A 22,648-nucleotide genomic window follows, 5' to 3' on the forward strand; every position below is an offset into this window, starting at 1 on the left:
TGCGCGCAGCCCCCGCGCGATCCGCGCCGCCAGCCCCACCCCCTCATAGACCAGGCCGCTGTAGAGCTGCACGAGGCTCGCCCCCGCCGCGAATTTCGCCTCCGCCTGCGCCGCAGACGCGACGCCGCCGACGCCGACCAGCGGAATCTCGCCCCCCGTCAGCCGCGACAGCGCCGCCAGCACCGCGGTCGACCGCTCGAACAGCGGCTGGCCCGACATGCCCCCCGTCTCCGCCGCCGCCGCGCTGCGCAGGCCGTCGCGCGAAAGCGTGGTGTTGGTGGCGACGATGCCGTCGAGCCCCCGCTCCATCGCCACTTCGGCCACGTCGGCGAGGCCGGCGTCGTCGAGATCCGGCGCGATCTTCACCAGCACCGGCGTTCCGGGCGCCGCGCGGTCCCGCGCCTCCAGCGCCCCGGCGAGCAGCGCGTCCAGCGCGTCGCGCCCCTGAAGTTCGCGCAGCCGCTCGGTGTTCGGCGACGACACGTTGATCGTGAAGAAGCTCGCCAGCCCGGCGAAGCGGGTCAGCACCGCGGCGTAATCGGCGGCGCGGTCCTCGCTGTCCTTGTTGGCCCCGATATTCACCCCCACGATCCCCCCGGCGTTCGGCGTCCCGCCCTCCCGCCAGGCGGCGAAGCGCCGGGCGATCGCCTCCATCCCCTCGTTGTTGAAGCCGAAGCGGTTGATCACCGCCCGGTCCTCGGTCAGCCGGAACAGGCGCGGGCGCGGATTGCCGGCCTGCGGGCGCGGCGTGACGCCGCCGATCTCCATGAAGCCGGGGCCGGCGGCGAGCGACGCCTCCACGGCCACCGCGTTCTTGTCGAAGCCGGGGGCGAGGCCGACCGGATTGGGAAAATCCAGCCCGAACACCCGGCGCGCCAGCCCCGGGCCGGTCACCGGCCCGGTTTCCGGCGACAGCCCCGCCGCGTGCCGCAGGTTCAGCGCGCGCAGCGCCAGCCCATGCGCCGTCTCCGCATCCGCCCGACGCAGAAGCGCGAGGCCCGCACGCTCCACCGCCTCCGAAACGCCGCTCATGCCAGCGCCGGCAGCAGATGCGTCCCGTCGGGGCCGAGGCTCAGCGGCGCGATCCACGCCACAAGCGCGCCTTCGAGCCCCGCATGAAGATGCGGGAACAGCTGCCCGCCGCGCGACGGCTCCCAGCGCAGCGATTCGCCCAACAGCATGGAATCGACCGCCGCGAGCCAGAGCGGCGCTTCGTTGGCGAAGTGACGGGTGAGGGTTTCCGGCAACTGTTCATGTGTAGAGAAATGAATGAAGCCATCCTGAAGGTCGACAGGCGATCCTTTGAAAACAGGATCTTGCACCATTTCAGCGCACTCCTTCGGACGCAGCGCCTTGAACAGCAGGCGGTCCGTTGGTGTTTTGTTAATCATCTTGTTGACTCCGAAGGACCCATCGGGGTTCAGTTGAACGGTAAACCGATATCGGGTGGATGTCGGAGTAAGCGTAGCGAGTGGCGCCGATGATCAGAGTAGCGTTGCGGGCATAGACGTGACCGGGGGTGGCCAAAGTGGCCGCCAGCGGCCACCCCCTTCTTCCCCCCTCGGCTGATCCACCGATCGCTCCGGCGAACAGGATCGCTCACATCTCCGAAAAACCCCGAACTCTCGCGCGCCGTCGGCGTATCCGCCCGCGGTCCGGCCCCGGAGCTCGCCCCGGGACCGTCGCATCCGTTGCGAAAAGGCCGCCAGGCCTCAGAGCAGCCCTTCGGCCTTCGCCCAGGACTCGGTCGCGTTCAGCGCATTCTCGAGCGGGGCGAACAGGGCCCCGATCTCCTCTTCGGTGATGATCATCGGCGGGCAGAACGCCAGGCTGTCGCCGACATTGCGCAGGATCACGCCGCGCGCCGCCATTTCGGCCGCCATCCTGGCCCCGACCTTGCCGGCCGGCGCGAAGGCGGTCTTGCCCGACGCGTCGGGGGCGAGCTCCAGCGCGCCGATCAGGCCGACGCCGCGCGCCTCGCCGACCAGCGGATGGTCGAGATAGGACCGCAGCTTCGACTGGAACATCCCCTCGACCGAGCGGACATGGCCCAGAATGTCGCGCTCCTTGTAGATCTTCAGCGCGGCGACGCCGGTGGCGCAGCCGACCGGGTGGCCGCCATAGGTGAAGCCGTGGCCGAGCGTGCCGATCTTGCCGGAATGGGCCTCGATCGCGTCGGCCATGTCCTGGTTGATCGCCACCGCCGACAGCGGCGCGTAGCCCCCGGTCAGCTGCTTGGCCATCGACATCGACGTCGGTTTCACGTGGAACTTGTCCGACCCGAACCATTCGCCGGTGCGGCAGAAGCCGGTGATGACTTCGTCCGCGATCATCAGGATGTCGTGCTTCTCCAGGATCGGACGGATCGCCTCGAAATAGCCCTTCGGCGGCACGATCACGCCGCCCGCGCCCATCACCGGCTCGGCGATGAAGGCGGCGATGGTCTCGGGGCCTTCCAGTTCGATCATCTCCTCCAGCTGATGCGCCAGCCGGGCCGAGAACTGCTCCTCGGTCTCGCCCGCCTCGGCCTCGCGCCAGTGATGCGGGTTGGCGGTGTGCAGGAAGCGGTCGATGGGCAGGTCCCAGTCGAGATGATTGTAGGGCAGCCCGGTCATCGAGGCCGAGGCGATGGTCACCCCGTGATAGCCCTTCTTGCGGGAGATGATCTTCTTCTTCTCCGGCCGGCCGCGGGCGTTGTTGTAGAACCAGGCGAGCTTCACCTGGCTGTCATTGGCCTCCGAGCCCGAGGACTGGAAGATCACCCGCGCCATGCCCGGCGCCAGATCCTTGATCATCTCGGCGAGCTCGATGGCGGGCTCGTGGGAGCGGCCGCCGAAGAGGTGGTAATAGGGCAGCTTGCGCAGCTGGGCCGCGGCGGCGTCCGCAAGTTCCGCGTCGCCGAACCCGAGGCCGGCGCACCAGAGGCCCGACATGCCCTCGATGAACTGCTTGCCCTGGTCGTCGTAGACGTAGATGCCCTTGCCTTCCGCGATCACGTGGGCGCCGACCTGACGGTGCGTGGCGGCGTTGGTGTAGGGGTGGAGCAGGGCTTCCACATCCCGGGTCTGCATGTTGGTCAGGGGGGCGTTCATGGCGGTCTCCGGCGCGAGGGGGTCGTCCATCGCTACGCCCGCGCGCGCCGGCGCGTCAATGGAGGTGCGGGGGCGGGGCGGGTCCAGATGCCGCGGATCGATGGTTCCAGCGGCCCGAATGGGCGCCTCCGCGGCGCCGGGCCGGCTTGATCCCGCCGCAGGCAGGGGCCACCATCCGCCCTGCGCGACCCGCATGCCGAAGGCTCCCTGCCCGACACCGCCAGCCCGCGCTTTCGACCTGTCATCGACGCGAGGACCGACCCCATGCTCTCCCACGCTCTCGACCTGCTGATCGAGTTCCTGCCGTGGTACGCCGCGGTCTACGGGATCAACGTGGCGCTGTATTTCCTGACCGGCTGGGCGCTGATCGCCTTCCAGAACCGCTGGCCCGAACGCCGCATCCAGCCCAACCGCCGCGGCGAGAAGCGGCGCGTGCGCGAACAGAAGCAGTCGGTGCTGTCGCTGCTGGTCACCGGCGGGTGCCTCGCGGGCGGGCTTTTCGCCCAGCACAAGGGCTGGACCCTGTGGGCGCCGCTCGAGCTTTCGTGGTGGTCGATCCCGCTGATGGTCGTGGTCTCGATCGTGGTGTTCGACGCGTGGTTCTACTGGATGCACCGGTTCATGCACACCAAGCTGATGTATCGCTTCCATGCCGAGCATCACAAATCGGTCGCCCCCACGGTATGGAGCACCTATAACGACGACTTCGTCGACGCCTTCGTCATGCAGTGCTACTATCTTTGGGCGCCGATGGTCCTGCCGATCCCCGGCCTCGTGCTGGTCGCCCACCGGATCTACGACCATTTCAACGGCACCATCGGGCATTCGGGGTTCGAATTCTACGCCAACCCCTCGGCTCGCGCGCCCTGGCCGATGGTCTGCGTGACCTTCCACGACCAGCATCATTCCCGCTTCCGCTACAACTTCGCCAACTTCTTCTCGTTCTGGGACCGGGTGATGGGCACCATCGACCCCAAATACGACGACGCGGTGAAGGGGTTCGAGGCCATCGCCGACAAGCGCCCGGTCATCGGCCGCCCCGCCGCCGAGTAGCCGCACGCCGCCTGCGGCGGCCCGTCCCGTCCGGCGCCGACCTGCGGCCATGGACGCCGTGGAGCGGGAAAGCTAAGGTCCCGATACCGTCACAACGCGGCCGATTTCCCCGGCCGCGTCTTCTTTGAGAGGCGCACGCCATGCCCGGCATCATCGCGCTCGGGTTGTCCTACGTGTTCAGCCAGTTCTACCGCTCCTGCCTCGCGGTGCTCGCGCCCTACATGTCGGACGACCTCGGGCTCAGCGCCTCGGACCTGGGCTTCGCGTCGGGCGCCTGGTTCCTGGTCTTCGCGGTGATGCAGCTGCCCGTGGGCGTCGGGCTCGACCGGCTCGGGCCGCGGCTGACGGGCGGCGTGCTTTTCGGCATCGGCGGCGCCGGCGGGGCCGCGGTCTTCGCCTTCGCCGAGGGGCCGGTCGGCGTCGCCATCGCCATGGCGCTGATGGGCGCGGGCTGCGCGCCGGCGCTGATGTCGTTGTTCTACATCTTCGCGCGCAACTTCTCGATGGCCCGCTTCGCGACGCTCAGCTCGATCACCGTCGGCCTCGGCACGCTCGGCAACATCGCCGGCACCGCCCCCTTCGCCATGCTGGTCGAATGGGCCGGCTGGCGCGAGGCGATGATCGGCTTCGCCCTGATCTCCGCCGCCGTCGCCGTCGCGGCGCTGTGGCTGGTGCAGGACCCGCCGCGGGTCGAGGCGAAAGCGGGCGAGCGCGCCGACCGCGGCTTCCTCGAATATTTCGAGCTGCTGCGCATGAAGGTCTACTGGCCGATCATCCCGCTCGCCATGATCAACTACGCCCCCGCCGCCGGCATCCGCGGGCTCTGGGCGGGACCTTATCTCGTCGAGGTCTTCGGCGCCGACGCCGCCGCGGTCGGGCGCGCCACGCTGTGGATGGCCATCGCCATGTCGGTCGGGGCCTTCGTCTACGGGCCGCTCGACCGCATCTTCGGCACCCGCAAATGGGTGATCCTGGTGGGCAACACGCTGGGCGTGGGCGCGCTCGCGCTGCTCGGCTGGTTCCCGGACGTGTCCTATTCGGTCGCGGTCCTGCTGCTGGTCGCCATCGGCGCGCTGGCCGCGACCTACACCATCGTCATGGCCCATGCCCGGGCGCTCGCCCCCCTGCGCCTGGTCGGGCGCGCCGTCACTCTGATGAACTTCTTCGTCATGCTCGGCGTCGGCCTCGGCCAGGGCCTGACCGGAGAGGTGATCGAGGCCGGTCGCGCCGCCTCGGGCGTGGTGGCGGCCTATGGGCACCTGTTCCTGCTCTACGCCCTCGCCCTGACCGGCGCGCTCGCGGTCTACCTGTTCTCACGCGACGCGAAGCCCTGAGACCCTGAGGAGACGGCGCGAGCCATGGATATTCCCGCGCTGATGATCTCCTACGTGCTCAGCCTCTTCTACCGCAATTTCCTCGCGGTGCTGGCGCCTTACCTGGTGACGGACCTGGGCCTCAGCGCGTCCCAGCTCTCGTCCGCCGTCGGCGCCTGGTATCTGCTCTTCGCGCTTTGCCAGATCCCGACCGGCCTGCTGCTCGACCGGATCGGGCCGCGGCGGCTGGTCTCGGCCTCGCTGGCGCTGGGGGCCGGGGGCGGGGCGCTGGTCTTCGCCGCGGCCCAGTCGGCGTGGATGCTCTACCTCGCCATGGCGATGATCGGGGCGGGCTGCGCGCCGATCCTGATGGCCGGCATGTTCCTCTTCGCCCGCCGCTACGCGCCGCGCCGCTTCGCCACCCTGACCGGGGTGATGATGGGCATCGGCGGCTTCGGCAACATCCTGGGCGCGGCGCCGCTGGCCTGGGCGGCGGACGCCTTCGGCTGGCGCCCGGTGATGATCGCGCTCGCCTTCGTCGCCGTCGGGCTCGGCGCGATCCTGGCCGCGCTGCTCCGCGACCCGCCCCCGCTGGAGGCGCCCATCGCCGGCCGCGGCCTCAAGGCGCTCGGCTTCGGCGGCTTCGTGGAGCTGCTGCGCATGCCGGCCCTGCTCGCGATCCTGCCGCTGGCCTTCATGAACTACTCGGTCTCGGGCGGCATCCGCGGCCTGTGGTCGGGCGCCTATCTGGGCGAGATCCAGGGGCTGAGCGCGGTGGAGATCGGCCACGCCACGCTGTGGATGGCGATGGCGATGACCTTCGGCAACTTCGTCTACGGGCCGATGGACCGGGTGCTCGGCACCCGCAAATGGATGGTGGCGGGGTCGAACAGCCTCGGCTGCCTCTGCGTGGCGGCGCTGGCCTTCGCGGCCCCGGGGCCCGGCGCGGCGGTGGCGCTGATCGTGGCCATCGGCCTGTTCGGCGCCACCTACGCGGTGCTGATGGCGCATTTCCGCAGCTTCGTGCCGGCCCGGCTGATCGGGCGCGGGGTGACGCTGATCAACGTGTTCGGAATGATCGGCGCCAGCCTCGGCCAGTTCGTCACCGCCGGCCTCGCAGCCCCGGCGCTGGCGGCGGGAGACGCCGCCACCGCCTATCACCGAGTGTTCCTGTGGTACGCCTGCACGCTCGCCACGGCGCTGGCGCTTTACATGGTCTTCGCGCGGGACGCCAAGCCGGACGAAGCGGCTTCCTGACCGGCCCGGCCCAGACCGCCGCGGGCGCAGACGCCGGCGTCGCCTACGGGGCGCGGCGACTGCGCATGACTTCCTCTTGCGATGTGGCGATTTTTACGCAACGCTGATGGGGTACCGTGCGTAAGCTCAGGATTTTGTTCATGTTTATGAAAAGCAAGGCGGCGCTTCTGTTGGGCGCGGCGGCTTCGAGCCTCGTCGTGTCGCCGGCTTCGGCCCTCGTCTACGATCTGGCCCTGACGATCCACGGCGACGAGGTCGCCGGACCGATCGAGACCGACGGGGCGCGCAACGCGCGGATAACCGAGCGCCCGGTCGACTGGTCGCTGGAGCGACCGAACCTTGTCCAAGACCTGAACGCCGACGTCCCCGACATTGCAGCGTTCGGCTCCGGTCTCGGCGCGACCGCGGCTCAGCTGCTGTCGCATTTCGGCGTGAGCGGCTCGGTGCTGTTCCGCACGGCGGTTTCGGGCATGGGCGGTGGGCGGCTCTGCGCCGAGGACGAGGCCTGCGCCATGCCGCGCGCCTATGTCATGGTGGCCAGCATCTCGACCCGCAACATCCGCAACTAGGTCAGGCGGGACGGGGCCTGCGCCAAAGCCCCGCCCTCTCGTCAGGCCGCCTCGGCGCTTTCGGCCGAGACGATCTCCACGATGTCGGACATGATCTTGTTCAGCTCGAAATCCTTCGGCGTGTAGACCCGGGCGACGCCGTAGGCGCGCAGCTCGGCCGCGTCGCTTTCGGGGATGATCCCCCCGACGACCAGCGGCACGTCGTCGAGCCCCGCGGCCCGCATCCGGTCCACGACCTCCTTGACCAGCGGCAGGTGCGACCCCGACAGGATCGACAGCCCCACCACATGCGCCGATTCCTCCAGCGCCGCGTTGACGATCTGGGCGGGCGTCAGGCGGATGCCCTCATAGACCACTTCCATGCCGCAATCGCGGGCCCGCACCGCGATCTGCTCGGCCCCGTTGGAATGGCCGTCGAGCCCCGGCTTGCCGACCAGGAACTTCAGCCGTCGACCCATGCGGGCCGACACCGCCTCCACCGCCTCGCGCACCTCGTCCAGGCCCGAGAGGTTGTCGGGCGCCGACTTGGCCACGCCGGTCGGCGCGCGGTATTCGCCGAACACCTCGCGCATCGCCGTGCCCCACTCGCCGGTGGTGACGCCCGCCTTGGCGCAGGCGATGGAGGGGGGCATGATGTTGTCGTTGGACTGCGCCGCCGCCTTCAGCGCCGCCAGCGCCGCCGCCACCGCGCCAGCATCCCGCGTCTCGCGCCACTTGTTCAGCGCGGCGACCTGGCCCGCCTCCACATCCTTGTCGACCACCATGATCCCGCCGTCGCCGGCGGTCAGGGGCGAGGGCTCCGTCGACACGAACTTGTTCACGCCGATCACGACCGTTTCGCCCGACTCGATGCCGCGCAGACGCGACGAATTCGATTCGACCAGCTGCGCCTTCATGTAGTCGATGGCCTGCACGGCCCCGCCCATGTCGTCGATCCGCGCCAGCTCGTCCCGCGCCTGGGCCTTGAGCGCCTCCACCTTGCCCTCGATCGCCGGGTTGCCGTCGAAAAGGTCGCCGAATTCCAGCAGGTCGGTCTCATAGGCCAGGATCTGCTGCATGCGCAGCGACCATTGCTGGTCCCAGGGCCGCGGCAGCCCCAGCGCCTCGTTCCACGCCGGAAGCTGCACCGCGCGGGCGCGGGCGTTCTTCGACAGGGTGACGGCGAGCATCTCCAGCAGGATCCGATACGGGTTGTTCTCCGGCTGCTGCTCGGTCAGGCCGAGGCTGTTCACCTGCACGCCATAGCGGAAGCGGCGGTATTTCTCCTCCTCCACCCCGTAGCGATCCTTGCAGATCTCGTCCCACAGCTCGCCGAAAGCGCGCATCTTGCAGATTTCGGTGACGAAGCGGATGCCGGCGTTCACGAAGAAGCTGATCCGCCCGACCACCGTCGGGAAATCCTCGTCCGACACCGCGCCCTGCGCCTTCACCGTGTCCAGCACCGCGATCCCGGTCGCCAGCGCATAGGCCAGCTCCTGCGCCGGCGTCGCGCCCGCCTCCTGCAGGTGATACGAGCACACGTTCATCGGGTTCCACTTGGGAACCTCGCGATAGGTGTAGGCCGCGATATCGCCGATCAACCGCAGCGAAGGCGCCGGCGGGAACACATAGGTCCCGCGGGAGAGATATTCCTTGATGATGTCGTTCTGCACCGTGCCGGTGAGCTTGGCGACATCCGCCCCCTGCTCCTCCGCCACCGCGATATAGAGCGCCAGCAGCCAGGCCGCGGTGGCGTTGATGGTCATCGAGGTGTTCATCTGCTCGAGCGGAATGTCCGCGAACAGCGTGCGCATGTCGCCGATATGGGAGATCGGGACGCCGACCTTGCCCACCTCGCCCCGCGCCAGCACGTCGTCCGAGTCGTAGCCGGTCTGGGTCGGCAGATCGAAGGCGACCGACAGTCCGGTCTGCCCCTTGGAGAGGTTCGAGCGGTAGAGCGCGTTGGACGCGAGGGCCGTCGAATGACCCGCATAGGTGCGGAAGATCCAGGGGCGATCCTTGGAGACTTTCGGGGAGACTTTGGGGTCGGCGCTCATCTCGGGCCTCCTTCGCACGGGCGGGATTCGTGGCATTGTGCTGCGCTGCGGCGCAAATGTCATGCGACATGATCTTGCGCAACAGGGTATGCCATTGTCAGGAAATTTCGGCAACATTGTCCGGCGCGCGATTGCGGCGCATCCGGTCCGCAAACCAAAGCCGTGTCCGCGAAACGGCTTTCGCCGCCACTGAAAAACCATCGTCAGACGCGCGAATATGAGCGACGATGCCGCGGTGCACAAAGGGCTTGCGCGAACCTGCGAGCAATGTCATGCATCCCGGCGCCTGAAAATAGCAATAATGTTGCGCGTGCATTTTCGCCCCGCTCGCCCGGCAGAAGGAGACCGCCATGGCCCCGCTCGACGCCCCCGAGACCATCGTCGCTTACGATGCGCCGGTGAAAGACCTCTATGACGTGGGCGAGATCCCCCCGCTCGGCCACGTGCCCAAGACCATGCACGCCTGGGCGATCCGGCGCGAGCGTCACGGCAAGCCCGACACCGGCATGCTGGAGGAGGTGGTCCCGGTTCCGACCATCGATTCCAACGAGGTTCTGGTCTTCGTGATGGCCGCCGGCGTGAACTACAACGGCGTGTGGGCGAGCCTGGGCACCCCGATCTCGCCCTTCGACGTGCACAAGGCGGACTTCCACATCGCCGGTTCGGACGCCGCGGGCATCGTCTGGGCCGTGGGCGACAAGGTGAAGCGCTGGAAGGTCGGCGACCAGGTCGTGGTCCACTGCAACCAGGACGACGGCGACGACGAGGAATGCAACGGCGGCGACCCGATGTTCTCCCCCACCCAGCGCATCTGGGGCTACGAGACGCCGGACGGCTCCTTCGCCCAGTTCGCCCGAGTCCAGTCCCAGCAGCTGATGCCCCGCCCCCAGCACCTGACCTGGGAGGAGTCGGCCTGCTACACGCTGACCCTCGCCACCGCCTACCGGATGCTGTTCGGCCACCGCCCGCATATCCTCAAGCCCGGCGACAACGTGCTGGTCTGGGGCGCCTCGGGGGGCCTGGGCTCCTACGCCATCCAGCTGATCAACACCGCCGGCGCCAACGCCATCGGCGTGATCTCGGACGAATCCAAGCGCCAGTTCGTGCTGGACCTGGGCGCCAAGGGCGTGCTGAACCGCAAGGACTTCAACTGCTGGGGCCAGATGCCCACGGTCAACACCGACGAATACAAGGAATGGTTCAAAGAGACCCGCAAGTTCGGCGCGGCGATCTGGGAGATCACCGGCAAGGGCAACAACGTCGACATGGTGTTCGAGCACCCCGGCGAATCGACCTTCCCGGTCTCGGTCTTCGTGGTGAAGCGCGGCGGCATGGTGGTGATCTGCGCCGGCACCACCGGCTACAACCTGACCATGGACGCCCGTTACCTCTGGATGCATCAGAAGCGCGTCCAGGGCTCGCACTTCGCCAACCTCAAGCAGGCCTCTTCGGCCAACCGGCTGATGGTGGAGCGTCGGCTCGACCCCTGCATGTCCGAGGTCTTCCCCTGGTCCGACATCCCCGAGGCGCACATGAAGATGCTGCGCAACGAGCACAAGCCGGGGAACATGTCGGTGCTGGTCTCCGCCCGCACCACCGGGCTGCGCACGTTCGAGGATGCGCTGGAAGCCTCCCGGCGCTGAGCTGGCGGCGCCCCCCGCGCAGGGGGCGCCTGTGTCATCGCGAAACGGTCCCGAACGCCCGGCGATTCTCTCGAAGCGCCGGGCGTCAACGTATCGCGAAACCGGCACTCCATATATTTCAATGACTTGAAACGCAGGCCCTCACAATTTTCGGGGAATTTCGCTGGCGGCCGAAAAGCCTATTCTCTGGGCATGGCGAAATCGCGAAAAGGTTCGAACCGAAACAAAGACAAGCGTGCCAGGTCCGAACAGCGATCCGCGACCGGCAAGAAGCGATCAGGGCCACCCCTCCCTGGTTAAGATGGGCGCCGGCTTCCCCAAGCCTGCGTGGAGGGCGCGCGGCTACCCACCGTCGCACCCTCGGATTTCCATCGGCTTCGGCGACGACCGTTTTCCCCAGACGGGATCGTCGCCTGCCGGCGCGACGCCATCGGATGCAACTCAGCCGGAACGCGATCAGCGTTGCGTTCCTACCGGGAGGCAGGTTGCTCCTGCGTGCTGCGTAAGCCCCGGGTCATGATGGTGGCGTTCCGGCTGTTTCCTATTCCGCCCGGGTGATTCGACTCGCGGCGAGACATGAGGTTTTCAGCGTCGGCGGACATGGTCTCCGACGCAACGGGAGGCTATGCTCTGCTGATCCCCGCCTCCGGGGTGTCCTGAGCCTAGATGAAGCGCCTCCACGGATGACCGAACGCATAAAATCCATCATCGAAGGCCTTCCCGAGTTCCGGAAAGTTGAGGATATCCGACTTTTCGCGGATCTTGTGCGGGACGTCTACGACGTCGACCATGTCGTGTACGTCGTCATCTCGTTCGGGGGAGGGGCGACGTTCGGGGACTATCAGTTCGCCGAGATAACCTATCGCGCGGACTGGTCGCAACGCTACCTGGAGGAGAATTACAAGGAGGCGGACCCCACGGTCGTCGGAGCGGTGCAAAGCTTCACGCCCCTGGACTGGAAGCGACTCGACTGGAGCGCCAAGAAGCGCCGGAAGCTGATCCTCGAAGCAGTGGACGCCGGTGTCGGAAACCAGGGCTACACGGTTCCCGTGAGGGGGCCCAACGGCCAGTTCGCCGTCCTGACCATCAACAAGACATGCACCGATCGCGTCTGGGAACGGTATATCGCCGAGACGGCGAGCGACTGGCTGCTCGTCGCCAACTTCATTCATCAGAAGGTCCTCGAGATTTTCGATGTGAAGAACGAGCAGCTATACGTCGCCTTGTCTCCGAGGGAGAGGGACGCCCTCGCGATGATCTCATCGGGCAAAAGCCGAACTCAGATTGCTGACCAATTAAAGATCTCTGAAAATACCCTTCGGGTTTATTTAGATTCGGCGAGGAACAAGCTCGGCGGTCTGAATATGCCCCATGCTGTCGCCATCGCAGTGCGAACCGGCATAATAAACATCTGAATACCGCAAGAATTAGACTCATATATTCACGGAGCATTCATCTGCTCCGTGAGAACTCATGGTTACTGTCTTTCCCCAGGAGGCTGACACCATGATCCGCTATGTCTATGCTCACGAACTTCACAAGTACCCCTCGCTCGTCGATCAGATGTTTAGGGACCGCGCCTCCCAATTCCGCGATCGTATGAAGTGGGATGTCACCGTCGATGAAAACGGTTGGGAGCGCGACCAGTACGATACTCTGGCACCCCTCTACATCATCTACGAAAACGCCGATGGTTCCCATGGCGGTTCGGGGCGGCTGATGCCGACCACCGGACGCACCATGATCGGCGAACATTTCTCCCACCTGACCGACGGCGTCGTCATCCAGTCGCCGACCATCTGGGAAATCACCCGCCTTTGCCTCGCCCCCACGGTGAACACGCGCCAGGAGGCGATGAAGATCACCTCGTCGCTGCTGCTCGCCGGCATCGACGCCGGGCTGCGCTTCGGCCTCGAATTCTACGTCGGCGTGTTCGACGCGCCGATGCTGCGCATCTACAAGGGTCTCGATTTCGCCCCCGACGTGATGGGCCGCTCCGGCGAGGATCGCCGCGCGATCTGCGCCGGGCTCTGGCCCTGCACGGAAGAGGTGCGTGAGAACATGGCCCGCAAGGTCGAAGAGCACCAGGACATCGCCGACGCCGCCGCGCGCCTGGAATTCGTCGTCGGGTCCTGACCCATCCGCCCCTGGGAGGCGGTCCGCCCGATCCCGAGCCCCCGCTCGGGGTCGGGCGCGGATCCCGGCTCCCCGTTGATGACCGACGCTCGCGCCAGGTGGCCGCGCGCGTGACCCCGGCCGAGGCGTCCGCTGACCTGCGGGCGCCGGCCAGACCGGCGGCGCCCTGCGCCCGTCCCCAAGACCGCCCAAGAATTCATCGCCTGTTCAAGGCGTTGCAGGTCCCGGCCCGCCGGGACACGGCCCCCTTGCGCGACCGCGTTCCCCGACGCGACGCGATCCGGGGCAGCCCAGGCGCCCCGGATTCGGGGCGCGGCCTTCGCGCGGCGCGTCCGCGCGATGGAGGAGGCCCGGACCGCAGCCCCCGCCCGGGCGGCGCGCGACCGGATCGCGGCGACCCCGCGCCTCCCTTCGCCGCGGCGGCCCCTCCGGGCCGCGCGCCCCTGCCTGAAGCGCCCGCGCGTGATCACGCCCGGGGCCCCGCCGCCGCGTCCCTCGCGGCCGCCGCAGGGCTTCGGGAGAATCGGACCGACTGGAAAGGAGCGCCCCACAGCCCATAGGACCCCCAAGCGATTCAGGCGCTTGCCCTCTTCGCCTCGCCATATCTGGGGAGGAAGAATCGGCGAATGTCGCGCGATCCCCGCTTTCGGCAGCATGAACACCAGGGAACAGGCCGGGCGCCCGAACGTCCGCTCCGCTCCCGGGGAAACATATGCCTGAAGGAGGCGATCATGGCTCAGGACTGGATCATCGACGTGCTGGCTGACCTGCGTCAGTACGCGATCCGGAATTACCACGTGCGGCTCGCCGAACAGCTGGACGACGCGATCGTGGTCGCGGCGGCGGAGATTCGCGCAGCTGATTCGGCCTCGGAGGCCGCTTCTCGGCGCGGATTCGGCCTGATATCGGGCCCGTTCGCCCCCATCGCCGCGTTTTCGCGCCCCGGAGAGGAAAAAATTTCGCGGCCGATCTGATCCGGGTCGGTCTCCGTCATCCTGTCGCGATTAGTTGCGCGACGGGCGGAATACTTGCGCCGCGCGCACGGCCCCCGCCCCCCCCCGGGCGGGGTCCGGACCCGTTTCGGACGGCGGATAACAATTTAAGGTTGTTTGTTTTCGACCTCCCGCTACTCTGGGCCGACAAGCGTGAGGCGGCCCCCGGGGCCGCGCTTCCGGGACAGAAACGACGCGAGGCCATGGGGCCGCCCCTGGGGAGGGGCGATAACCCGTCGCGCACCTCGGACGGCGTCACGACCCGGTCGCGGCGCTGGCGCGGGGAGCGGGGCATGAGCGAACGTCTGCAATCCATAGTTGAGGCGGTGCCGGCGGTCGTCGGTCCGGTCGAGCTGCGCGACCTGCTGCTGCGGATCCGCACGCTCTACGACATGGACAACTGCATCTACTACGCGCTCTCGCTCGGCGGGCCCAAGGCCGGGACCGAATTCGGCGCGATGACCTATGAAGCGGCCTGGCATCAGCGCTACGAGGACGTGAATTACCGCCATTTCGACCCGGTGGTGCTGGCCGCCGCCGGCGGCTTCGCCCCCATCGACTGGGCCGACCTCGACTGGACCGGCCGCCCCGTGCGCCGCCTCCTGTCCGAAGCGCGCGAATTCCGCGTCGGCAATCACGGCTACACCATCCCGATCCACGGGCCCGGCGGCCAGTTCGCCATGTTCACCGTCTCCAAGGAGTGCCCGCTGGAGGAATGGCGCGCCCACCTCGCCGAGGTGGCGCAGGAGCTGCTTCTGATCGCCCATCATGTTCATCGCCACGCGCTGGAGATCAACGGCGCCGCCGAGCCGATGCCGGCCCCCAACCTCTCGCCGCGCGAACGCGACGCGCTGGCGCTGATGGCCGCCGGCCGCTCCCGCGCCCAGATCGCCGAGCGGCTGCAGATCTCCGAGAGCACGCTGCGGGTCTATCTCGACAGCGCCCGTCACAAGCTCGGCGGGCTCAACGCCTTCCATGCGGTCGCGATCGCCGTGAAGGTCGGCTCGATAAAAGTTTAGTTTAATTCAGAGTGAACGATCCGCGATTGCGAGTCTCGTTTACCAAATTTTTTAATTTTAGCATCAATACTCGGCGCACCCCCCAAAAGGAGCGCTGCTATGATCCGTTTCATTTACGGCAACGACCTCTCCATGTCTCCGCTTCTGGCGGAAACCATGTTCCGCGACCGCGCCGGCCAGTTCCGCACCCGGTTGAACTGGGACGTCCGCGTCGATCCCAACGGCTGGGAGCGTGACCAGTATGACGGGCCCGGGGCGCTCTACTGCATCTATGAACTGCCCGACGGCACGCATGGCGGCTCCGGCCGGCTGATGCCGACCACCGGGCCGACCATGCTCAACGATCATTTCCCGCACCTGATGGGCGGCGAGATCACCTCGCCGCTGATCTGGGAGAGCACCCGCTTCTGCGTGTCGCCGCGCATCGCCGGCGGGGCCGCCGCCGCCGCCCGCATCTCCACCGCGCTGATGCTGGCGGGCTGCGAGGTCGGGCTGCGCTTCGGGCTGTCGCATTACGCTGCGGTGTTCGACGCCCCGATGCGCCGCATCTACCGCGCCACCGGCTGGGCGCCGGAGATCGTGGCGGAGGAGGGGACGGGCCGCGGCAAGCTCTGCCTCGGCCTGTGGGAAGTCGACGAGACCGCCCGCGCCGCCATCGTCGCCCGCGCGCCGGCGGGGCTGGAGCTTGCGCCGATCCCTGCGCCGCTGCCGGGGGCCCAGGCCGACGCGATCAGCCAGGACGCCATCGACCGCGCCCGGATCGAGGGCAAGGTCCGCGCCGGTCTGGAAGCGGAGGCCGAGGCCGACGCGCGCCTCGCCCCGCCCAGCCTGATGGGCATGCATGCCGAGGTGCTGCGCACCGCCGCCCGCGCCGCCTGACCACGACCCCGCCGCCGCGCCCGGGGGGGACGGCCCCGCATCGCGCTTGGCGATGCGCGGGGGGGAGGGGGCTCGACGCCCCCTTCCCCCCGGTTTACCGCCCGCGACGCCCGCTGCCGGATTCCCTCCGCCCGCCATCCGGTCTAGACCGGAGCCCGCGCCCCCGTCCGGGGACCGCGCCGGCCAGCGGAGGACGCCATGGGCGAGCCCGGTCTCACCTCCCCATCCTTTTCCGAAGACCAGCTGGCCGCGCGCGCCCTGGTCCTCGACCGCCTGACCGCGATGGGCGTGGACGTGGAGCGATCCGCGCTTGAGCCCCTCGACGAGGACGACGACCGCCCGGCCGAGGCGCTGGCCGTGCTCGGCCGCGCCGGCTCCGGCAAGACCCGCCTGCTGGCGGCCCTCGTCAAGGAGCTGACCGACGCCGGGGTCGAGCCGATCTCCTCGGACTGGGAGGGGCGCAAGAAGCGCGGCCGCCGCACCTTCGCCGTGCTGGCGCCGACCAACAAGGCGGCTTCCGTCCTGCGCAATCTCGGCGTGCCGGCCACCACCATCCACCGCATCGTCTATTCCCCGGTCTACGACCCCGAATACGAGCGAATCGCCCAGTGGCTGGCCGGCGAGGCCGAGCGCCCCAAACTCGAGACCATCGACGACGCCCTGCTCGACCGCGCCGAGGCCGCCTACAAGTCCCACGGCTCGATCCCCGGGGCGCTGGCGGCGATGGGTCTGCGCGGCTCGGATTTCATCAAGGGCTGGACCCGGCGCGACGACGACATGGACATCGCGCTGGTCGACGAATCCTCGATGCTCGACGACAAGCAGTTCGAGGATCTCAAGGCGCTGTTCCGCCTGATCGTCCTCTTCGGCGACCCCGCCCAGCTCGCCCCTGTCGGCCAGTCCGGCGCGATGATCTTCGAAAAACTCCCCGCCCCCCGGGTCATCACCCTGTCGCGCATCCACCGCCAGGCCGCCGACAACCCGATTCTCGACCTCGCGCATTCCCTCTCGGACCCCGAGCTCGACTTCGACAGCTTCGAATCGCAGGTCGAGGCCGCCGCCCGCAAGGACCCCCGCGTGATCGTGTCGGAACGCGCCGACCCCGACCTGATGGCCCGCTCGCCCATGCTGGTCTGGCGCAACGCCACCCGGATCCGGCTGATCTCCGCCTTCCGCACCGTGCACGACGCCCCGGAATTCGAACTCGTCCCCGGCGAGCCGCTGATCTGCGACGGCGTGGAACTCCCCCTCAAGCACCGCCGCAAGCGCATCGACCTCGAGGCCCGCGGCATGGTGAAGGGCGCGCAATGCGTCTATCTCGGCCCGGGCCGCAAACCGGGCTTCGCGCGGGTGCATGTGATGGGGGCGGAGGAGCCCAAGGTGAACGTCGCCGCCATCATCCAGATCGAACGCCCCGGCGAGGAGGAGCCCTTCATCCCCACCGCCGCCACCATGGGCGCGGCTTTCCTGCACGGCGCCGCGGCCACCATCCACAAGGCCCAGGGCAGCCAGTGGCCCACCGTCCAGGTCTTCGCCCCCGACCTCTACGCCGCCTGGCGCGCCGGCCGGACCGAGGCCGGGCTGCCGCTCTGGAAACGCCTCGCCTACGTCGCCATCACCCGGGCCGAGGACACGCTGGTCTGGGTCACCCGCAACCGCATGGCGCGCCCGAAAACCACGCTCGGCGTCGCGGATCTGGAGGCGGAGCCCTCCGTCCTCACCCTCACCGCGCCGGAGGCGGAGGACTGATCCCCTCCGGCGCCAGCTCGAATTCATAGAGGATGGTGCGCTGGAGCGGCAGGAAATTGTCGTCCGATATCAGCATGATGCGGGTTCCCCCCGCCGGTGTGACCCAGACCGCCAGCCCCTCGGCGTTGTCCACCGCGTCGCCGAAGGGGAGGTCGAGCATGACCTCTCCCGGCCCGAAGCCGGCCTTGGTCGGGCGATGCCGGATCACCGCGAAGCTGAACCCGCCCAGCAGCGCGAATTGCCGGCGCAGCAGCCACAGCGTCCCGTCCGGCGCGAAATCGGCCCCCACCGCCGGGGCCGTCCCCTCCCGCGGCAGCGCGGCTTCGGTCTCCGCGCCATCCGGCGCGATCCAGCGCGCGTCCTCGGGCGCCGCCCCCCAGACTTCGCGGATCGCCAGCAGCCGTCCGTCAGGCGCGGCGGCGAGCGCCTCGAACCCCGAATTGCCGGCGGGCGGGGCCGCATGCCCGAAGCCCAGCGCCACGAAGGGCTCGGCCGCCGCCTGCGGCCCGTCGAATCGGTCGATGCGGTGCATCTGCTCGAAGCCGACATAGGCCGGGGGGGAGAGGTCGGGGGCGAAGAACGCCAGCCCCTCCGCATCGCGCCAGACCGGGGCGGGGCGCGCCGCCTCGGGACCCGCCAGCATGGGCGCGAGCCGCGCGTCCGCCAGCCCCGTCGCCGCCCGGTCCGGCCCGCCGGCGCGCGCGATCCGCGCCTCCAGCCACGTCCCGCGGTCGGAGATCGCCACCAGCCGCCCTCCGTCGGCCGAGACCTCGAGCCCCGAGAACCCGCCGAAGCCCGGCGCCGGCGCCCCCAGCGCCATCGCCCCGATCAGCCGCAGCCGCGCCCCCGCGGGCATCTCCACCGCCACCGGCCGCCCCGGCGCGTCGAACGAACCCGGCGACCCCGCCTCCAGCCCCGACCCGCAGGCGACCAGCCCGAGCCCGCCCGCGAGCAGCCCCGCGAGCGCCCCCGCCCTATTCCGCATCCAGCACCGCCCGGCACTCGGCGGGCAGGTCCGCCAGGGTCATCACGTCCCGCGACCGCACCGGCGGCGTGGTCGGCGGGGGCGGATTCAAGGCCTCCTCCGAAAACCACCAGTCGAGCGAGCTGTCGCAGCCGTCGCCGGCCGCCGGCGGGTCCTGATCCTTGCAGAACTCCGCCCCTTGCGGACAGGCCAGCCGCACATGGAAATGCGCGTCATGCCCCCACCACGGCCGCAGCTTCGCGAGCCAGGGCCGGGGCGCGGGCTCGGACCGGCAGAGCTCGGCCTTGATCGCGGCGTTGACGAAGATGCGCGCCACCGCCTCGTCCTCCGCCGCCGCGCGCAGCAGGGCGCGCTGCAGGGGCCCGAATCCCGCCGTCACCCGCCGCTTGTCGGCGGCCACCACCGACATCGCGCTCTCGCTTTCCCGCGCGGCCGCCGACATCGGCGCGCCCGGCCCGGCCCGGAACCAGATATCCAGATCCAGCCCGATCTGGTGCGAGGCGTGCCCCGTCACCATCGGGCCCCCCCGCGGCTGGCTGACATCGCCGACCAGCAGGCTCTCGCCCCCCGCCGCCCGCCCCGCGGCCGCGAGCCGGGTGAGAAAGGCGAACGCCTCCGGATGCCCCCAGTTGCGGTTGCGCGAGAGGCGCATGAACTGCCAGCCCGGCCCGTCCTGCGGCAGCCGGACCCCGCCGGCGAGGCAGCCCTTGGCGTAGCTCCCCACCGGCGCCGGCATCTGCGCCGACCCGGTGCGCGCCGCCCCGAACAGGTCCTTCGCGAGCGGCGCGGCCTCCGCGCCCCCCGCCAACATCATCACCACAGCCGCGGCCCCTATCGCGCGCTTCATGCCCGCGTCTCCCTTGCCTGGACGGTTTCCCCGTCATTCACTCGGCTCAGCGCCGCCAGCCCGAAGACGAACATCAGCGCCACCGGCACGACCCCCGCCTGTTGCGAGGCCGTGGCCGCCGTCATCGCCGCCACCAGCAGCGGAGCGACGAACGAAGTGGCCTTCCCGGCCAGCGCGTAAAGCCCGAAGGCCGCCGTCATCCGCGCCGGGTCCGCCTGGCGCACCAGCAGCGTGCGCGACGCCGCCTGCATCGCGCCCCCCGCCGCGCCGACCAATGCGCCGGAGATGTAGAAGATCAGGTCCGGCAGGCCCGAGCCCGGCGCCACCGGAATCCCGAACAGCACGGCCTCGCGGCTGACCGAGACGCCGACCAGCGTCGCCCCCAGCAGCACCCACAGCGTAAGCCGCACCACCGGCCGCGGCCCCCAGGCGGCGTCCGCGCGGCCCCCCAGCCAGGCGCCCACCGCCCCCACCGCCGCCGCCAAAATCCCGAAGATCCCGATCTGCACCACCGACCAGCCCAGCGCCCCGGCCGCATAGACCCCGCCGAACGCATAGAACCCGTTGAGCGCGTCGCGATAGATCATCGAGGCGCCCAGAAACCACGCGAGGCTCCGCCGCTCCCGCAGGCCTGCGACCGAGGCGCGAAGCTCCCGCAGCCCCCGCCCCGCCGCGCCCCGCCACGGTCCGCGACGGGGCGCGTCGGGCACGAACAGGAACAGCGGCGCCACGAACACCGCATACCACATCGCGGTCAGCGGCCCGACCATGCGCGTGCCCTCCCGCGCCTGCGCATCCAGGCCGAAGACCGGCGGGGTTCCCAGCAGGGTCACGCCGGCCTCGTTCTCCGCCAGCAGCGTCAGCATCAGCGCCAGCGCCGCCACGCCCCCCACATAGCCCAGCGCCCAGCCATAGCCCGACAGCCGCCCGACCTCCTCCGGCGGGGCCAGATCGGGCATCATCGCGTTGGTGAAGACCGTGGCGAACTCGACCCCGATCAGCCCGACCACGAAGGCCGCCAGCACCCATCCCGGCTCCGCCATCCCCGGGCCTGCGAACCACAGCAGCCACGCGCCGAGCACATACATCAAAGAGTAGAGCGCGACCCAGGGCTTTCGCGGTCCGGCGGCGTCCGCCATCGCGCCCATCAAGGGCGCGAGCAGCGCGATCGCCAGCCCCCCCGCGCCCACGGCCAGGCCCCAGAGCTGCTGCCCCCGCACCGGGTCCGAGGCGACGGCCGACACGAAATAAGGCCCGAAAACGAAGGTGATCACCAGGGTGTGATAGGGTTGCGCGGCCCAGTCGAACAGCATCCAGGCCCAGCGCGCGCGGGCGCCTCCGGCCCGCGGCCCCGGGGGAGGCGTCTCCCCGCCGGCGCCCCCGCGGGCCGTTGTTTTTCCGGGCTTCGCCGCCTCCCGCTTCGGCAGGCCGGCAACGGGGCCGGCGGACGCCGGGGGCGTGTCCGCGCCTTCGGCGGGCGCAGGGCGCGCGGCAGGGTCCATGTCCTTGCATCCTCGACGTCATGCGGGGGCGGGTTGCGGCGCGCGTCGGTCCCGGATATGTCCGGCGGCGCATCGGGGCAGGATGCGTCGTCCCGGCCCCGCCTTCAAGCGCGATGCGCCCCGGTCGGCCGACCCTCGGCGCAGCGCTCGCGGGCGTCCGCCGGACCGGATCCGCCCATCTCCGCGGCGCCCTCCGCCTGCGAAATGTGCGCGCTTGCACAGTAGGTATGCACTACACACATGGCTGCCATGCGTTTCAGGTCCTAGCTTGAAGGATTTGCGACAGACTACATACGCCTCAACTTTCATTAAGACTCAGCAGGAGGACGCGGCGCGATGTTCGACGCAGCCGACATGAGCTCTTACACCAACGACCAGGGCGCCCGCGCACGGAAGCTGTTCGCAGCGGTGGTGCTCGCAGCCCTGGACGATGCGGTGATGGAGCAGCGGAAATCCGGGACCGGCGCGGAGAATATCGCGCGCTGGGCCCGGTCGAAGGACGGGCGGGAAGTGCTTTCCTGCGCCGGGATCGAGCCGAACGAGCGTTCGGTGAAGGGCCTGATGGCCTTCGTGGAAAAGGGCATCCGGACCTCCGTGGCCCTGCGCGGCGAGCGCGACGAGGACGAGGATTCGAAGGCCGCCGCCTGATCGGCGCCGCTTTCTCGTCCGGTGGATTCCCCCTGCGGGATCCCCGGGACGCCCGAGGACCGCCCCCTAAAACCCCCCGCAGGTCCGTCCTGCGGGGGTTTTTCGTGGCCGAGCCGCCCGGTTTCGCCTGCGGCTCACCGACGCGCCCCCCCTCTCAGGCCGGCGGATCGCGCATCAGCGCGGCCAGCGCCGCGAGCTCCGCCCCGGTCCCCGTCTCCACCTGCGCGGCCGCCCCCAGACGCGCCGCATCCGGCTTGTTCTGGTTCAGCTTCCAGGTCCCGTCGATCCGCGCCACCGACATCCGCGCCGGCACGATCATCCGCATCATTTTCTCGAGCGTGTCGGGGTCCATCTTCGCGGTCTTCCACGGGGTCTTGCCGACGATCTCGCCCTCGAACCGGGCCGAGAGCCGGTCGAGATGCGCCCGCATCCCCTCGGCCGCCGTCAGCTCAAGCGTCCCGCGCAGATGCACCGCCACGTAGTTCCAGGTCGGCACCTGCTGCGGGTCGCCGTACCAGTCCGGAGAGACGTAGCCGTCGGGCCCGTTGGCCGCCAGAGCCGCAGGCAGCCCCCCTGAGGCGGCGAGCGCCCGGGCGATGGGGTTGGACCGCACCAGATGCATCTCCGCCCAGGCGCCGTCCTCCGTCAGCAGGAAGGGCACATGCGAGATCAGAGGGAACCCGTCCGGCCCCGCCGCGCCGGCGACCGTCAGCGTGCCGAAGCCGCGGGCGCGGGCGAACGCCAGGTTCGCCGCGTCGTCGGCTTTTCGGTAGGCGGGATTGGGATGCATCCGGGCGATCTCCTGACGGGCGGGTCCTTCCCGGCCATAGCCCGGGGCCGCGCCCGCGAAAAGCGCGATCCGCGGGGGCCGGGCGCCGGTCCCGCCCGCGCGCCCGTCTCAACGCCGCGCGGGCGCCCCGGCCCCGCC

General features: G+C 69.5%; 21 protein-coding genes. 12 read left to right on the forward strand and 9 right to left on the reverse strand.

Annotated features, from left to right (window positions below; genetic code table 11):
• From ACTB72_RS12000 to ACTB72_RS12010, 3 genes are all read right to left on the reverse strand, one after another.
• The coding region (locus ACTB72_RS12000; protein WP_463037227.1) for a quinone-dependent dihydroorotate dehydrogenase at positions 1–1,032 on the reverse strand (1,032 nt) is incomplete at its 3' end.
• Positions 1,029–1,391: a DUF952 domain-containing protein gene (locus tag ACTB72_RS12005; RefSeq protein WP_463037228.1), complete on the reverse strand. Its 363-nt coding sequence runs from the start codon at positions 1,389–1,391 to the stop codon at positions 1,029–1,031. The genes ACTB72_RS12000 and ACTB72_RS12005, both read right to left, overlap by 4 nt.
• 321 nt (positions 1,392–1,712) lie before the next feature.
• Positions 1,713–3,092, reverse strand: coding sequence for an aminotransferase (locus ACTB72_RS12010; protein WP_463037229.1), 1,380 nt, complete (start codon positions 3,090–3,092; stop codon positions 1,713–1,715).
• 264 nt (positions 3,093–3,356) lie between these two features.
• Here ACTB72_RS12010 and ACTB72_RS12015 point away from each other — a divergent pair, with 264 nt between their 5' ends.
• The 4 genes from ACTB72_RS12015 (at position 3,357) to ACTB72_RS12030 (ending at position 7,284) form a co-directional block, all read left to right on the forward strand.
• A complete protein-coding gene (locus tag ACTB72_RS12015; protein ID WP_463037230.1) occupies positions 3,357–4,145 on the forward strand; it encodes a sterol desaturase family protein in 789 nt (262 codons plus the stop codon).
• Positions 4,146–4,285: 140 nt separating this feature from the next.
• Positions 4,286–5,479 (forward strand): MFS transporter, encoded by a 1,194-nt coding sequence (locus ACTB72_RS12020; RefSeq protein WP_463037231.1) that lies wholly within the window; start codon positions 4,286–4,288, stop codon positions 5,477–5,479.
• 24 nt (positions 5,480–5,503) lie between these two features.
• The gene (locus ACTB72_RS12025; protein WP_463037232.1) at positions 5,504–6,715 is read left to right on the forward strand and encodes an MFS transporter; all 1,212 of its coding nucleotides are present in this window, start codon (positions 5,504–5,506) and stop codon (positions 6,713–6,715) included.
• 140 nt (positions 6,716–6,855) lie between these two features.
• Positions 6,856–7,284 carry a hypothetical protein gene (locus tag ACTB72_RS12030; RefSeq protein ID WP_463037233.1) on the forward strand — a complete coding sequence of 143 codons (429 nt, stop codon included), beginning with the start codon at positions 6,856–6,858 and terminating at the stop codon, positions 7,282–7,284.
• Positions 7,285–7,325: 41 nt separating this feature from the next.
• Here ACTB72_RS12030 and ACTB72_RS12035 read toward each other — a convergent pair whose 3' ends face one another.
• The gene (locus ACTB72_RS12035) at positions 7,326–9,320 is read right to left on the reverse strand and encodes a methylmalonyl-CoA mutase family protein (RefSeq protein ID WP_463037234.1); all 1,995 of its coding nucleotides are present in this window, start codon (positions 9,318–9,320) and stop codon (positions 7,326–7,328) included.
• A 97-nt stretch (positions 9,321–9,417) separates the two neighbouring features.
• Entirely contained in the window at positions 9,418–9,672 is a 255-nt protein-coding gene (locus tag ACTB72_RS12040) for a hypothetical protein (RefSeq protein WP_463037235.1), read from the reverse strand.
• Between ACTB72_RS12040 and ccrA the strand changes: the two genes are divergently transcribed.
• From ccrA to ACTB72_RS12075, 7 genes are all read left to right on the forward strand, one after another.
• Entirely contained in the window at positions 9,671–10,963 is a 1,293-nt protein-coding gene (gene ccrA / locus ACTB72_RS12045; protein ID WP_463037236.1) for a crotonyl-CoA carboxylase/reductase, read from the forward strand. The genes ACTB72_RS12040 and ccrA overlap by 2 nt on opposite strands.
• 683 nt (positions 10,964–11,646) lie before the next feature.
• On the forward strand, positions 11,647–12,378 hold the full coding sequence (locus ACTB72_RS12050) for a helix-turn-helix transcriptional regulator (protein WP_463037237.1): 732 nt from the start codon (positions 11,647–11,649) through the stop codon (positions 12,376–12,378).
• A gap of 91 nt (positions 12,379–12,469) precedes the next feature.
• Positions 12,470–13,099, forward strand: coding sequence for an acyl-homoserine-lactone synthase (locus ACTB72_RS12055; RefSeq protein WP_463037238.1), 630 nt, complete (start codon positions 12,470–12,472; stop codon positions 13,097–13,099).
• Positions 13,100–13,830: 731 nt separating this feature from the next.
• Entirely contained in the window at positions 13,831–14,073 is a 243-nt protein-coding gene (locus ACTB72_RS12060) for a hypothetical protein (protein WP_463037239.1), read from the forward strand.
• A gap of 311 nt (positions 14,074–14,384) precedes the next feature.
• Positions 14,385–15,110, forward strand: a complete 726-nt coding sequence (locus ACTB72_RS12065; RefSeq protein ID WP_463037240.1) for a helix-turn-helix transcriptional regulator — start codon at positions 14,385–14,387, stop codon at positions 15,108–15,110.
• A 99-nt stretch (positions 15,111–15,209) separates the two neighbouring features.
• Positions 15,210–15,989 carry an acyl-homoserine-lactone synthase gene (locus ACTB72_RS12070; protein WP_463037241.1) on the forward strand — a complete coding sequence of 260 codons (780 nt, stop codon included), beginning with the start codon at positions 15,210–15,212 and terminating at the stop codon, positions 15,987–15,989.
• 198 nt (positions 15,990–16,187) lie between these two features.
• The gene (locus tag ACTB72_RS12075; protein WP_463037242.1) at positions 16,188–17,738 is read left to right on the forward strand and encodes an ATP-dependent DNA helicase; all 1,551 of its coding nucleotides are present in this window, start codon (positions 16,188–16,190) and stop codon (positions 17,736–17,738) included.
• Here the strand turns inward: ACTB72_RS12075 and ACTB72_RS12080 are convergent.
• From ACTB72_RS12080 to ACTB72_RS12090, 3 genes are read right to left on the reverse strand one after another with little or no spacing between them, the layout of a single operon-like run.
• The gene (locus tag ACTB72_RS12080; protein WP_463037243.1) at positions 17,713–18,723 is read right to left on the reverse strand and encodes an esterase-like activity of phytase family protein; all 1,011 of its coding nucleotides are present in this window, start codon (positions 18,721–18,723) and stop codon (positions 17,713–17,715) included. The two genes, ACTB72_RS12075 and ACTB72_RS12080, sit on opposite strands and share 26 nt — an antisense overlap.
• Complete coding sequence (gene mepA / locus ACTB72_RS12085) at positions 18,713–19,570, reverse strand: penicillin-insensitive murein endopeptidase (protein ID WP_463037244.1); 858 nt, start codon at positions 19,568–19,570, stop codon at positions 18,713–18,715. The genes ACTB72_RS12080 and mepA overlap by 11 nt, the downstream gene beginning before the upstream one ends.
• Positions 19,567–20,883, reverse strand: a complete 1,317-nt coding sequence (locus ACTB72_RS12090) for an MFS transporter (protein ID WP_463037245.1) — start codon at positions 20,881–20,883, stop codon at positions 19,567–19,569. The genes mepA and ACTB72_RS12090 overlap by 4 nt, the downstream gene beginning before the upstream one ends.
• A gap of 525 nt (positions 20,884–21,408) precedes the next feature.
• Between ACTB72_RS12090 and ACTB72_RS12095 the strand changes: the two genes are divergently transcribed.
• Positions 21,409–21,720 (forward strand): DUF6280 family protein, encoded by a 312-nt coding sequence (locus ACTB72_RS12095; RefSeq protein ID WP_092681613.1) that lies wholly within the window; start codon positions 21,409–21,411, stop codon positions 21,718–21,720.
• A 154-nt stretch (positions 21,721–21,874) separates the two neighbouring features.
• On the opposite strand, the gene ACTB72_RS12100 is transcribed toward ACTB72_RS12095, so the two are convergent.
• A complete protein-coding gene (locus ACTB72_RS12100; RefSeq protein ID WP_463037246.1) occupies positions 21,875–22,510 on the reverse strand; it encodes an FMN-binding negative transcriptional regulator in 636 nt (211 codons plus the stop codon).
• Positions 22,511–22,648: the final 138 nt, after the last annotated feature.

Source organism: Albimonas sp. (assembly GCF_055129145.1).

Bases quoted from the DNA above. Each gene is read 5' to 3' on its own strand.
- ACTB72_RS12070 (WP_463037241.1), top strand. From the start codon at position 15,210: ATGATCCGTTTCATTTACGGCAACGACCTCTCCATGTCTCCGCTTCTG.
- ACTB72_RS12030 (WP_463037233.1), top strand. From the start codon at position 6,856: ATGTTTATGAAAAGCAAGGCGGCGCTTCTGTTGGGCGCGGCGGCTTCG.
- ACTB72_RS12015 (WP_463037230.1), top strand. From the start codon at position 3,357: ATGCTCTCCCACGCTCTCGACCTGCTGATCGAGTTCCTGCCGTGGTAC.
- ACTB72_RS12100 (WP_463037246.1), bottom strand. From the start codon at position 22,510: ATGCATCCCAATCCCGCCTACCGAAAAGCCGACGACGCGGCGAACCTG.
- mepA (WP_463037244.1), bottom strand. From the start codon at position 19,570: ATGAAGCGCGCGATAGGGGCCGCGGCTGTGGTGATGATGTTGGCGGGG.
- ACTB72_RS12025 (WP_463037232.1), top strand. From the start codon at position 5,504: ATGGATATTCCCGCGCTGATGATCTCCTACGTGCTCAGCCTCTTCTAC.
- ccrA (WP_463037236.1), top strand. From the start codon at position 9,671: ATGGCCCCGCTCGACGCCCCCGAGACCATCGTCGCTTACGATGCGCCG.
- ACTB72_RS12050 (WP_463037237.1), top strand. From the start codon at position 11,647: ATGACCGAACGCATAAAATCCATCATCGAAGGCCTTCCCGAGTTCCGG.
- ACTB72_RS12095 (WP_092681613.1), top strand. From the start codon at position 21,409: ATGTTCGACGCAGCCGACATGAGCTCTTACACCAACGACCAGGGCGCC.
- ACTB72_RS12060 (WP_463037239.1), top strand. From the start codon at position 13,831: ATGGCTCAGGACTGGATCATCGACGTGCTGGCTGACCTGCGTCAGTAC.
- ACTB72_RS12055 (WP_463037238.1), top strand. From the start codon at position 12,470: ATGATCCGCTATGTCTATGCTCACGAACTTCACAAGTACCCCTCGCTC.
- ACTB72_RS12035 (WP_463037234.1), bottom strand. From the start codon at position 9,320: ATGAGCGCCGACCCCAAAGTCTCCCCGAAAGTCTCCAAGGATCGCCCC.
- ACTB72_RS12010 (WP_463037229.1), bottom strand. From the start codon at position 3,092: ATGAACGCCCCCCTGACCAACATGCAGACCCGGGATGTGGAAGCCCTG.
- ACTB72_RS12080 (WP_463037243.1), bottom strand. From the start codon at position 18,723: ATGCGGAATAGGGCGGGGGCGCTCGCGGGGCTGCTCGCGGGCGGGCTC.
- ACTB72_RS12090 (WP_463037245.1), bottom strand. From the start codon at position 20,883: ATGCTGTTCGACTGGGCCGCGCAACCCTATCACACCCTGGTGATCACC.
- ACTB72_RS12075 (WP_463037242.1), top strand. From the start codon at position 16,188: ATGGGCGAGCCCGGTCTCACCTCCCCATCCTTTTCCGAAGACCAGCTG.
- ACTB72_RS12040 (WP_463037235.1), bottom strand. From the start codon at position 9,672: ATGGCGGTCTCCTTCTGCCGGGCGAGCGGGGCGAAAATGCACGCGCAA.
- ACTB72_RS12020 (WP_463037231.1), top strand. From the start codon at position 4,286: ATGCCCGGCATCATCGCGCTCGGGTTGTCCTACGTGTTCAGCCAGTTC.
- ACTB72_RS12065 (WP_463037240.1), top strand. From the start codon at position 14,385: ATGAGCGAACGTCTGCAATCCATAGTTGAGGCGGTGCCGGCGGTCGTC.
- ACTB72_RS12005 (WP_463037228.1), bottom strand. From the start codon at position 1,391: ATGATTAACAAAACACCAACGGACCGCCTGCTGTTCAAGGCGCTGCGT.